Annotated in this window: 6 protein-coding genes; 1 reads left to right on the top strand and 5 read right to left on the bottom strand. The window is 68.1% G+C overall.

The window, feature by feature from the left end; genetic code table 11:
* Window positions 1-21 precede the first annotated feature (21 nt).
* Window positions 22-4,914 carry a DNA repair ATPase gene (locus tag ACZ5ID_RS08050; RefSeq protein ID WP_468894553.1) on the top strand — a complete coding sequence of 1,631 codons (4,893 nt, stop codon included), beginning with the start codon at window positions 22-24 and terminating at the stop codon, window positions 4,912-4,914.
* 933 nt (window positions 4,915-5,847) lie between these two features.
* Here ACZ5ID_RS08050 and ACZ5ID_RS08045 read toward each other — a convergent pair.
* The 5 genes from ACZ5ID_RS08045 to ACZ5ID_RS08025 all read right to left on the bottom strand — a co-directional run bounded on the left by ACZ5ID_RS08045 (window position 5,848) and on the right by ACZ5ID_RS08025 (window position 12,166).
* Complete coding sequence (locus tag ACZ5ID_RS08045) at window positions 5,848-6,384, bottom strand: TerD family protein (protein ID WP_468894551.1); 537 nt, start codon at window positions 6,382-6,384, stop codon at window positions 5,848-5,850.
* Window positions 6,385-6,504: 120 nt separating this feature from the next.
* Entirely contained in the window at window positions 6,505-7,908 is a 1,404-nt protein-coding gene (locus tag ACZ5ID_RS08040; RefSeq protein ID WP_468894549.1) for an APC family permease, read from the bottom strand.
* A 388-nt stretch (window positions 7,909-8,296) separates the two neighbouring features.
* A complete protein-coding gene (locus ACZ5ID_RS08035; RefSeq protein WP_468894547.1) occupies window positions 8,297-9,397 on the bottom strand; it encodes a hypothetical protein in 1,101 nt (366 codons plus the stop codon).
* 43 nt (window positions 9,398-9,440) lie between these two features.
* Entirely contained in the window at window positions 9,441-11,690 is a 2,250-nt protein-coding gene (locus tag ACZ5ID_RS08030) for a hypothetical protein (protein ID WP_468894545.1), read from the bottom strand.
* 35 nt (window positions 11,691-11,725) lie between these two features.
* Complete coding sequence (locus ACZ5ID_RS08025) at window positions 11,726-12,166, bottom strand: hypothetical protein (RefSeq protein ID WP_468894543.1); 441 nt, start codon at window positions 12,164-12,166, stop codon at window positions 11,726-11,728.
* Window positions 12,167-12,374 lie beyond the last annotated feature (208 nt).

The raw sequence follows: 12,374 nt of genomic DNA, 5'->3' as shown, positions 1-12,374 counted from the left end.
GCCTTCGCAGGGAGCCCCACGATGAACAGCATGTCCCCCTCGTCCGCCGTGGACGCGGGCACCTATGAGGTGCTGCGGGACCGCTTGGCCGGGCAGGCCGCGGAACTGGCCCGGCGGGCCGAGGCGCTCAACCGGCGCCGCACCGAGGAGTTCGGCTCCACCGAGCTGTCCCTCGTCGGCACCGGGCGGATCCGTACTGAGCACAACTGCGCGCCCCGGGACATCGTGGCTGTCGGCGGCAGGCTGCTGATCGGCTACACCTCCCCCCTCACCCTGAAACCCGATACGGCGGTGGGTGATGTCTTCGCCCTGCATGACCGCGACCTGGCGCGGCTCCCCGAGGACGCTGTACCCGGCCTGCTCGACGACCCCGAGTTCGTCCGTGCATTCGCCGCCCTTCACCGCTACTTCCGTCAGACCCGCCTCCTCCAGCTCCGGCACACCGAAGGCAGGCTCCTCGCCGTCTTCCAGACCGGCGAGGACGGCGAGGACATCCGCGTGCTGCGCTGGGCACTGGACCCTGACGGCAACGCCTCGTTCCTGGACGCCCGGGGGGAACGCGACCACGTCTTTCCGCCCTCCCACGACTTCGAGTGGACCGCCGCCACCCGCGAGGACCACGTTCTGGGCCGGCACCCGCACGTATCCATCGGCGGCGAGGTGTTCGTCGGCACGGTCGGCGGCGCCCTCACCGTCAAGGTCCTGGACGACACCGAGACGGGCGAAGGGATCTACAGCGAGCCGGTCGACCAACCGCTGCAGTCGCTCGCCGACGCGGACATCGCGTACGCGCGCGTGGGGCAGCTGATCCTGCTCCGCGTACGGCCGTACAAGGAGCACGTGCAGCGCCACCTCGTCTTCAACCGCACCACCAAGTCCGTCACACGCCTCGACGGCATAGGGCAGGCGTGCCACCGGCTGCCCGAGGACCAGGGGATCGTCTTCCCCGGCGGCTACTACCTGGCCACCGGGACTTCCAAGACCTTCGACACCGCCACCGAGGGCCTGGAATTCGAGCGGATGCTGCGCTCCCCCAACGGTGAGGACGTGCTGTACGCCTACCATGACCGCGTCGAGGGCCGCAGCCTGCTTCTGCCGTATAACGTGATCCGCAAGGCGGCCAGCACGCCGCTCTCCTGCCATGGCCACGCGCTCTTCGACGACGGCACCCTGCTGGCGCTGCGCGCCGACTCCCACGAGCCGACCCGCATCCATCCCATCCAGCGCTGGCGCTCACCGTACGTCTCCGACACCTGTGCCGCCGCACAGTCCACCGGCGCGGGCGTGCTGGCCCGCATCGGCAACGCTGACCTGGTGCGCGGGATCTCCGACTGCCTCTCCCTCGCGCGCACGGTCACCGAGACCACTGCGCCGACAACCGCCGTGTACGAAACGCTCCTCGCTGCCTGCATCCGGACCACGGATCAGCACCACTGGCTCGGCGGAGCCGACGTGGGCGACCTGCTGCACCCGTTGAGCGAACTGCGCACGACGGCCGAGCAGGTGCTGGCGGAGTTCGCAACCGTGGCGACCCTCACCCGACAGGCCGCAGAGGCGCTGGACGAAGCAGCCCACCGGACCGGCGCACTGGTGCGTCGCATCCGCGGGGAGGCTCCGCGCAGGGCGGACGACTGGGTGGATCGCCTGACCGAACTGCGCCGCGCACAAGGGCGCTTGGTAACTCTTAAGGAGACGCGCTACGCGGACACCGCGCGCATCGAGGAGCTGGCTGCGGACCTCGCGGACGACATCACCCGCTTCGCCCAGCGCGCCGTCGCCTTCCTCAGCCGGCAGGACGCCTTCACCGGCTACCACCACGACATCGAGCAGCTGATGGCGCAGGCGCAAGGGATCGCCACAGTCGCCGAGGGCGCCCCGGTCGCAGAACAGCTCGACGAGCAGACCGAGAGGCTGAGGACCGTCACCGACGTGGTGGCCGGACTCGACGTCGGCGACGCCACGGTCCGTACCTCCGTCCTGGCACACATCGCGGACGTCCTCGGGGGCATCAACCGCACCCGCGCCGCCCTGGACGCCCGCCGCGCCGACCTCCAGAGCCGGGAGGGCCGTGCCGAATTCAAGGCTGAGACCGCCCTGCTGGGCCAGTCCGTCATCGGCGCGCTCGCCGCCGCCGACACCCCGGAGCGCTGCGACGAACAGCTCGCCGGCCTCCTGCTGCGGCTGGAGAACCTGCAGTCCCGGTTCGCGGACTCCGACACCTTCCTCACAGACCTGGAAGCCAAGCGCACCGAGGTGTATGAGGCGTTCTCGGCCCGCAAGCAGACCTTGCAGGACGCCCGCGCGCTCCGCGCCGAGCGCCTGGCCGACTCGGCCGCCCGCGTCCTGCAGACCATCACCCGCCGTCTCGCGACCCTCGCCGACATGGACGCGGTGAACACCTACTTCGCCTCCGATCCGATGGTCACCAAGGTCCGCAGGACCGCCGAGGAACTCCGCGAACTCGGCGAACAGGTGAGGGCCGAGGAGCTGGAGGGCCGTATCAAGGCGGCCCGCCAGGAAGCAGGGCGCGCCCTGCGCGACCGTACCGAGCTGTACAGCGACGACGGCCGGGTCGTGCACCTGGGCCGGCACGCGTTCGCGGTGAACACCCAGCCCCTGGACCTTGCCCTCGTCCCGCACGGCGACGGCCTGGCCTTCGCTCTCACCGGCACCGACTACCGCTCCCCTGTGACCGACGCCGCGTTCGCCGCCACCGGCCCCTACTGGAATCAGTCCCTGCCCTCCGAGGACGCCGGCCTCTACCGCGCCGAGTACCTCGCGGTGCGCCTGCTCGCCGAGCACGGACCGGCCGCGCTGAACGACGGCGACCTGCCCGGGCTCGTCCGCAAAGCTGCCGAGGCCGCGTACGACGAAGGCTATGAGCGCGGCATCCACGACCACGACGCCGCCCTCATCCTCACGGCACTTCTGCGGCTGCACGACAGCGCCGGTCTGCTGCGCTACCCGCCCGCGGCCCGCGCCGAGGCCCAGCTCTTTTGGGCCCACCGGACGACAGAAGCGGACCGGGCGACGTGGACACGACGTGCGACGTCCCTGGCCCGGGCCCGTGACACGTTCGGTCTCGCTCCGGCCATCGCCGACCTGCAACAAGAACTGGCCCAGGCCATGGACGGCTCCGTTCGCGCCGCCGAGTACCTCTTCGAGGAACTGACCTGCGGTCCCCCCGGATTCGTCACCAGCGCCACCTCCCGAACCCTGCTCGCCACGTTCCGGCGCACAGTGGGCACTTCGGCGTTTGACGACGACGTGACCGTCCTCGACTCACCGGCCGACCGGCGTCAACTCGTCGAAGCCTGGCTGGCCTCCTACGCCACGGCGGCGGGCGAGCCCCTTGATGAGGGGGACCTCGCGGAGGCGGTGGCCGTCGAACTCTGCCCCGGTCTCACCCGCTACTACTCCGACGCCCCCTTGTCCACGACGGTCGAGGGACTGCGCGGCACCCACGCCCGCATCCCCCACGACCGTACGCTCACCGTCCGAGTCGATGAGCTGCTGGCCCGGGCTGGTGACTTCATCCAGCACAGGGCCGCGGGATTCCGCGACTACCAGCATCAGCGGACCGCTCTCATCGCCGCCGAACGCACCCGCCTGCGCCTGGACGACTACACACCGAAGGTTATGTCCTCATTCGTCCGCAACCGCCTCCTCGACGAGGTCTACCTCCCCCTCATCGGTGACAGTCTCGCCAAGCAACTGGGCACGACCGGCAGCACCAAGCGGACCGACAGCAACGGTCTGCTTCTGCTGCTCTCCCCGCCGGGCTACGGCAAAACGACCTTGATGGAGTACGTCGCGGACCGGCTCGGCCTGTTCCTGGTCAAGGTCAGCGGCCCAGCCCTGGGCCACGCGGTCACCTCACTGGACCCCGCCCAGGCCCCCAACGCGACCGCCCGCCGCGAGGTCCAGAAGATCAACTTCGCGTTGAAGGCAGGCAACAACACCCTGCTCTACCTCGACGACATCCAGCACACCTCCCCGGAGCTGCTGCAGAAGTTCATCTCACTGTGTGATGCGACGCGCCGTATGGAGGGCGTCGGGAACGACGGTCCCCGCACCTACGACCTGCGCGGCAAGCGCTTTGCCGTCTGCATGGCGGGCAACCCGTACACCGAGTCCGGGCAGCGCTTCCGCGTCCCCGACATGCTGGCCAACCGCGCGGATGTGTGGAACCTCGGCGAGGTACTCACGGGCAAGGAGGACGTCTTCGCGCTGAGCTTCATTGAGAACGCGCTCACCTCCAACCCTGTCCTCGCACCGCTCGCGGGCCGCGACCGCGCCGACCTGGACGTACTGGTACGTCTCGCCGAACACGACCCGACGGCGCGCACAGGTGAACTCACCCACCCCTACTCGCCGGCCGAGCTCGAGCGCGTCCTGGCCGTCCTCCGCCATCTGCTCACCGCCCACTCCACCGTCCTCGCAGTCAACACGGCCTACATCGCTTCCGCCGCCCAGACCGACAGTGCCCGCACCGAACCCCCCTTCCAACTCCAGGGCTCGTACCGCAACATGAACAAGATCGCGGCGCGGATCGACCCCGTCATGAACGACGCCGAACTCGCCGCCGTCATCGACGACCACTACCACAGCGAGGCTCAGACCCTCACCACCGGCGCCGAAGCCAACCTGCTCAAGCTCGCCGCACTGCGTGGCACCCTCACGCCCGACCAGATGACCCGCTGGGCGCAGGTCAAAGCGGCGTACGTACGCACCCAGGCCCTCGGCGGACCGGAAGAAGAACCACTCACCCGGGCCGTCGCCGCACTCGGGCTGCTCGCGGACCGCATCACCGCCGTCGAATCCGCCATCACCCGCGCTGTCACCCCCCACACCGCCAGGACCCACCTGGACGCACGGCACACGGCACGTCCGGTTCGACCGCCTCAGTCCTGAAGGGCGGGCAGGAGGCGGGTGGGGCGCCGGCCGGAATGGCTGGTCCGGGCAAGCTCGCACACGGTGGCGGCCGCGTGACATGGAGGCCATCGCCCCCTTTGGACGACAGCCGCAAAGGATCTTTCACTTCTCCCTATGAGCGAAAATGTGTTCGATGCGGGCGCGGACCCGGCCCCACCCGGGCTCAGGCTCGAGCCCCGCATAGGCCCAAGAATCAGGGACAGCGGAAAAGGGTGATGGGCATCCACCCTTTCAAAAAGGCCATAACGGTGCCGCACAGCAGAGAAAAAGGACGGCGGTAGACCTTGATTGGCCGCCGAAGGAAGCGGCCGAACTCTGATCGAGGCAGCGATTGATCATATTCCCGCAGCCGTGATGGCGCTCGCCCCGATGGGGCCTATCCACGCGGGCGAGACAGCGTGCGAGCGCCATTTGGGGAACAATGGGGGCCTTGCCCGCCTGTCGCCACCTCTCGTATGATTCGACCTTCGACACCCTCCGGTTCGCGCGTTACAAGCGGTCATGAACGGTGAACTATGAGACACGAGGCGGCGTTGGACAGTAACCCAGTCGGAGCGAAGCTGAGCAGTCGATGAATGACGTCCTAGACTGGCTACTGCCCGGCATATTCGCCCTGCTCGCTCTTCCCGGCGGCACAGCGTTGACCTTGGGCTGGGTTCCAGCACTGCTCAGGCAACGGCCCGGACCACTGAGAATTCTGGGCACGAGCTTTGTCGGAGTGGGAGCCGGCATGGCAGCCGACTCGATCCCCCGAGCCATGCAGATGTCCCAAGCAACAATTGATAGCTGCTCCTACGCGGCACTGGCGCTCGTGTCGGCCGCGGTGCTCCCAGCAGTCGTCTACGACATGAAAACGGGCCCCTCTCACAAAGGCGCGCCCTAAAGGCCGGCGAGCCGCTCGCCGCATCGCGGTCAACCCTGCCGGACGCTACCCATCCGCTCGGCGAAGGCGGCCGGGTCACCGTCGAACCCACGGATCATCTCGTGGAACTCCCACTCACCCGAACTGCCGTTCCTAGTGCATTCCGCGACCGTCGCCGCAGTGGATCCGGCGACCCGCGCGAAGTCATGGGCCAGCAGCTCGACGTAGTCCTCGACGACCACCACCCCCGCATGCGCCATGTCCGCGAACGTACGGGCGCCACCATCCTGATGAATGGCCACGCCGACGACCACCCTGCCGAGGGCAGGCGCCATCCGGTCGAGCTCCAGGACCATCACCTCAACAAAGCCCAGGCCCAGCCCGGTCCGGCTGTGCCGGATCATGCTGATGGTGCCGTCCGGCGATCGACTGTCGGAATGGACGACATACGCCGGCCGACCGTAAGGGTCGTCCGCAAAGTAGGTCGCGGCGATGATGTCGAGGTGCCGAGGCGGCTGACCGAAGGGACTGGGATCCCATCGGAGCCTCACCTCCACCTTCGCCCGCACTGCCCTGCCAGCATCCATCCGCCGCCTCCCCCGCAACCAGCGCGGCCCGGGGCCGGGCCGCGCACACCCAAGTGTGGCCGATGACCGGCAACTTGGTACTGCCGAGCCCCCCCCCCGGCCAGGACAGTCTGCACCGCGTCAGCTCGTGGTCGCCTCGGCCCGGGTTTCGACGTCCTCGATCCCGGTGGGGCGTCCGGCCCGCACCCAGCGCGCGTACAGGCCGCCGGCGATCAGCAGGGTGCCGACCAGCGACAGCACCGGCCAGCCGCGCAGCAGATTGACCACGAGAGTGAAGGCGACGGCTGCGGCGGCGAGCGCGTTGACCCACGCCACGACTGGATTCCCCTCCACCCGGGCGAAGCGAGTCATGGCCATCAGTCCGACCAGGAAACTGACGAAGACGGCGACAGCATAGAAGAGAACAAGTTCCTGTTCCTGGCCCGCCGCTGCAATGATGATCACTGCAGCGGCGCCGAGGTAGACGACGACCGACCAGTACGGGGTGTGGTGTTTGTTGGCGCGGCCAAGGACCGGCGGCAGCACGCCCGGCGCCCCGGCCGTTCCCGCCAGCGCCTTGAGCAGGCCGGGGCCGGCCTGGAAGGAGGAGCTGGCAGCAGCGAGCAGAAGCAGCGAGCTGGTCAGCTGGAAGGCTCCGTACAGCCACCCCGATCCGGCGGCGGCGTGCGCGATGTCGGCAATCTGGGTGGAGTCGTGGTCGGGGACGCCGATGTGCAGCCGTACGGCCAGGGCGGTCAACGCGATGGTGAGGCCACCGACGATCACGACCAGCAGGGCGAGGGTGCCCCGTCCGAATCGGCAGCGGTGGGTGTCGTTGAGCTGGCCGAGTTGGGCGATCGCCGTCGAGGGCGCTTCCACACCGGTGGCCAAGGCCATCGCGACGGGGAAGGCGAGGACCACGGCCAGCATCGCCGGGTGGCCTGGTGCGGTGCTGCCGGCGGCGTGACCTGCTCCGTGCGGGGAGGTGAACCCGAGTACGAGCACAGCGACACACACCGCGACGAAGAGCACGGTCATCCCGGCGAACAGCAGCCGTCCGCCGTGCCCGAACCAGGTCAGTCCCGCCACTATGGCCAGCAGGCCCAGGGCCAGCGGGACGCGCACTCCACTCAGTTCGGGGAAGAGGGCGATGACCGCGCTGGCGGCGGCCGAAATGGAGATGCCGATGGTGAGGACGAAGTCGACGACCAGCGCCCCGATCGGCAGGAAGGTCCAGCGCGGTCCGAAGGCCCGCCCGGCCGCGGCGGCGGCTCCCCCACCTTTAGGAAAGCGGCGCACCAACTGCCAGTAGTTGGCAGTGACCACCACGACCAGCCCCACCACCAGTGACATGGTCGGCAGGAGCAGCGCCAGGTCGCCATGGAGGGCGCGCAGGGCCGCCTCGATGGCATAGGCGACGGAGGAGACCGGGTCGGCGATCACGGCGAAGGCGAACGCGAAGAACAGTACCGAGCGGCGCGGCGCGCGTCCCGCACGGGGCGCGGCTGAGGTGGAAACGGGCGTGGTCTGCCCGGGGAGTGTCATGTGCCGGTGCCTTTCGGGGGCTGTGTCGTGACGCGTGACGACGCGTACGAGAACGATTCAATTTCGCCGACCAGGCTTCCCGGCACACCAGGGAGAAGAGTACGTCAAGAAGTCGACAGTGGGGCATTAAGGAGACGTCAAGGCTCTCGCACAGCACGGCGAAGTCCGCTCCTATGCGCTCAGTCCTCCTCGGCTCTGTGCGAAGGGAGTGCAATGCGCACGACTCCCTTCGTCCAGCCCCCCAGCCCGTAGGTCGCCTGATACACGGGTTGACCGTGTCAGCCCGTGTGGGCTCCTGGCCATGACCGGCCCGCATGGCAGGCTCGTGGGCGACGGCGAGCAACACTCCCCGCATCGCTCCAGGCGACGCGGGGAGCCGGCGAGGGGTTCATTTACCCAACGTGACGTTCGGGCAGGAGTGGGAGGCGGCGGTTGCGTTGAGGAAGTTCTGGAAGATTGCGCGTTGGAGGCCGGCGGTCTTGGACACGTCACCGCCGGTGTGCTTGCGCAGGGCGTTGCCGTATGCGGTGTTCCAGTGGGCGGTGAAGTAGACGTCGCCGCCCGAGCAGTGCACTACCGCTTCTTGACGGGGAGAGGCGAGGCCCTTGCCACCGGGGAGCTTGGTGAAGGCTCCAGGCGCGTCCAGGGCCGCCCGGACGAAGGCGGCTTCGGAGGTGGCGGCCAGCGACAGGCGTGCCTCACCGCTTCCGCCAAGTGCCAGGTCGCATGTCCACGTCTTGTTCTGCTGGTTGAGCCGTTCCTGGCCCGGTTCGGCTACGCCGGTGATGACGCTTTCAGGGGGGAGCGTGAAACCAGTCAGCCCGCAGACCTCCCGCGTGCGCGTGGGGCGTTCTGCGCCGGGCTCGGACAGGGCGCTGGGTGCGCGCAGGTCCGACGTGTCACAGCCCGCCTGTTTCGCGACTGTGCGTGCCGCGTCCACCAGCAGCCGTGCAAGGCCCCTGCGGTCTGCCGTGCCCTGCTCCATGGTGGCCTCGACGGTGGCGACGGTGTGCTGGGCAGGGTGGACGACGGCACTGCCCTGGATATTTCCGACTTTCGTCCAGCACGCCTGCGGGAGCACGACGTAACCGCCTCGTCCGGAGACCGCGCCGGTCGCTCCGTCCTTGAAGTACGACCGCTGCGCGGGGTCCTTCCACACCGCAGTCGTGAAGGGGAAGGCCCCCTCCTCGGTTGCGGTCCGCACCGTCACCTTAAGGTCGTCCCCACCGGCGAGGAGACTTGTGCGCTGCACGGTGCAGCGGAACTCCGGGCGCCCCTCCCCTCCCTGTTCCGCCACCGTGGACACACGCCCGCGTGTGTCCAGGGCACTTTGGACGCCATTGGAGTCCAGTCGCCCGCCGCAGAAGGAGTCAGAGCCCAGGATGTTGGTGTCGCGCCAGCCGTAGAGCGCGATCACCGCAGCGGTCGCGACAAGAACGACGGTGCCGAGCAGCGCGGGCTTCTTACTGGGTGCAGACTGGACTGCCACAGTGGTTGCTTTCGCTCGTGGGGGATAAGGGGCGATGCGATGCTCAGGTGCGTGATCGCAGGGCTTCGTACGCTATCTGGCGACCGCTGACGTAACTCTGCCCGGCCTCTCCCGCCGCTGCCTGCGCCAGGTCGGGACGGATGTGGTGCTCTTTGCCCCAAGTCTCGAAGTATTTGTCGAGCTTGTCCTGGGCGAGATCGTTGCCGCGGCTCAGTTCTTCCTTGTTGAGTGATCCTTGCTCGGCCTGTACGGAGGCGAGCCAGTCGTTGAGGGAGACGTCCACCAGGCGCTGGGCGGCGTCGCCGATGACGGGGATGCCGGTGATGGCACCGCCTCCCAGGTGGTAGCCGTAGAACCTGATGGCGGCGGCGTCGCTGATCTTCTGGTCGTGTACGTCCATCCTGACGTCGCCGCCGACGGCGTTCAGCGCGCCCATGACCTCACCGACCTTGCGGGAATGGTTGGTCACGCTGAGGTCGTTCGGGAAGTCCTTGCCCAGCAGTTCCTGGGACATGTAACCCTGCTGGGCCTGGTAGATGCGCTCGAAGTTGGACGGGTCGCCGGACTCCGAGACGCCGCGGATCATCCGCAGCAGGCTGCTCCTGCTGTTCTGGATCTGCGAATCGTCGCCGTGCGCGTACACGCCCTTCTCACCGGCCCGTCCGCCCGGTCCGTCGCCGTCAACGATGTCCACCACGTCGGGTGAATAGTCGGCGAGGGCGCGGGAGAGCGGGGCACGCAGTGCTGCGTACTCGTCCTTGCCCAGCAGCTGGTCGGCCTGGCCGAGACGTGGGTGGTCCTTGTTTTCGCCGGCTTTCCCGTCGGCGGCCCCGTAGTCCAGGTAGTTGACGCTGTCGTGCATGATGCGGGTCTGCTCGACGGAGTGGCGCCCGAAGGGGGTGCCGTCTGCCCCGGGACGGTTGCCCGTCGTGCCGGCCTCCAGCGCGAGGCCGAGCCCGGCCCGTACGTCCTTGTCGAAGGTGTCCTTGCCGGTGCGCTCGATGTTGCCGGTCCAGTCGGACGTGTCGACGTGGTTCCAGTCGCGCTCGGTGAGCAAGTACTTGAGCGCGTCGTTCTTCTGCCCCGGGCCCGGGTCCAGATAGCCGGTTGCGGTGGCGGGGTCCTTGGCCATGATGCCGAGCACGCCGTCGAGGGGATCGTTGGCGAACCAGCCGCCGTCCTTCTTCCCGTTGAAGTCCCCGCGCAGGTCCCAGATGTCCGGGTTGCCGCCCCGCTTCTTGTCCTCGGCGGTGCGGATGTCTTCGGCCATGTCCTTGAGGAACTGGCCCGAGTATCCGTCACCCTGCTGCATGAGGGTGACCAGAGACTGATAGCCACGTACCTGCTGGCCGTGACCGGTGCCGACAGCGATCTTGTTGCCAGCGGCGTCGAGGTCGTACTTCTGGACTCCCGCCTTCTTGAGCCCGTCCCGGAATTCCTTGTAAAACGGCGAGTTGGTGTCCTTGGTGGCGGTGGACAGCGTGGTCGCCAGCTGCGTCTGGAGTCCGGCGTAGGTGCTCTTGTCGGCGGCGCTTCCGGAGTGGCTCCAGTCGCTGAGGTGGTTGGTGAAGGTGAGGGTCCCCTCGGGCCCGAGACTGGCCAGCATGGTCTGGCTGAAGACCGTGTCGTGAGAGTTGTCCCGCATCAGCGACTCGAAGCGGGCCGCCTCCTGCGGTGTCAGCTTCTTGCCGTCGTTGACCTTGCGCGCGAGGTCGGCCGCGGCCTCGCCCTCGTAGTGCTCGACGTCGCCACTGGCCTGACCGTTGAAGCCGTTGAAGTTCCCGTCCTTCAGATCGATGTCGATGACGACCGCCTCCAGGGCGGTCTTCAGCCCCTGGTCGGCGTCGTCGACCGCACGCACCGCATCGTCGATACGCTTGCTCCATGACATCTCGGTGCTGTGCAGGTCTGGATCGTGCCGGATGGCGTTCGCCTCGGCCGCCGACACTTTGCTGAAGTCAAAGCTCACGGCCCCGGCCTCCGAGACCTTCATCCCCGCGTCGATCGCGTCCTGCCGGGCGTGCTCCACCCTCTTCTTCAGATCGACGAAGTGGGCATGGGCGTCCCGCAGCAACGAGGCCACCGCCTTGGCCTCCACCTGCGCGGCGGCGTACTCATGCCGCGTGGTGGCGAAGTTCGGGCGGGAGAACAACGAAGCCTGACCGGTCCAGGTGCCGTCCACGCTCACCGGCTGGACCCGGTCCTTGTAGCGGTCCTCCAACTTCTTGAACTCCCCGGCCATCGACTCCCATTTGTCGGCGGCGGTGTTCAGCTGACCGAAGTCGATCTTCATAACCTGCTCATACGTCAACATCGCGTCCCCCGCGTCTAGTGGTGAGGCGGCTGCGACAACTGATGCAGCCTGGACTGACGGGCCAGCTCGTCACCAATGCCCTGGTCGTTCCTGATGAACAGGCTGTTCGTGCCACGCAGCGCGGACTTCTCCCCGGCAAGGCGCCCCATCAGAGCCTTGACCTGCATCCCCCAGGTCTCCTCGGCCTTCTTCAGCCCCGCCGCGGTCGCCCAGCCCTCGAACGCCTTCGCCGCGGTCGCCGTAGCCTCCTTGGCCCAGTCGCCGGCCTTCTTCGTATTCGGCTCGAAGTCCGTCTCGATGTCGTTAGCCGCGGTCGTCTTCCGACCCGCCTGCGAGCTCAGATCCCGATCCCCACCACCACCGACCGGACCGTCATCCACCCGGTTCAACCGCATCGCCACCGGCTGCTGCCCAGCAGCCTTACTGGCCGCCCACTCCGCCTCGAAGGACCCCATACCCCGTACCGCTTCCCCACTCGCCCCGCCGTGCCACGCACCAACATCAACAACGTAGGCCACCAGCTCAGCAGGCACATGAGTACACCTACTCATGTGATCAAGTTCGCATACGGGGTCCACAGCTACTGGTCATCTCGGGATGGCCCCTTCCCTCACAGCACAGGACCCGCTTGCTCGGCCGACTGGTACGTGGGCGCACCGGCTC

The sequence above is a fragment of the Streptomyces sp. NPDC031670 genome (assembly GCF_055580545.1).
This window is presented reverse-complemented; position numbering and strand designations above follow the sequence as displayed.

What these genes read in the sequence shown, in the direction of transcription:
- ACZ5ID_RS08050 (WP_468894553.1), top strand. Translation starts at nt 22, where the DNA reads ATGAACAGCATGTCCCCCTCGTCCGCCGTGGACGCGGGCACCTATGAG.
- ACZ5ID_RS08045 (WP_468894551.1), bottom strand. Translation starts at nt 6,384, where the DNA reads ATGGATGCTGGCAGGGCAGTGCGGGCGAAGGTGGAGGTGAGGCTCCGA.
- ACZ5ID_RS08040 (WP_468894549.1), bottom strand. Translation starts at nt 7,908, where the DNA reads ATGACACTCCCCGGGCAGACCACGCCCGTTTCCACCTCAGCCGCGCCC.
- ACZ5ID_RS08030 (WP_468894545.1), bottom strand. Translation starts at nt 11,690, where the DNA reads ATGAAGATCGACTTCGGTCAGCTGAACACCGCCGCCGACAAATGGGAG.
- ACZ5ID_RS08025 (WP_468894543.1), bottom strand. Translation starts at nt 12,166, where the DNA reads ATGGGGTCCTTCGAGGCGGAGTGGGCGGCCAGTAAGGCTGCTGGGCAG.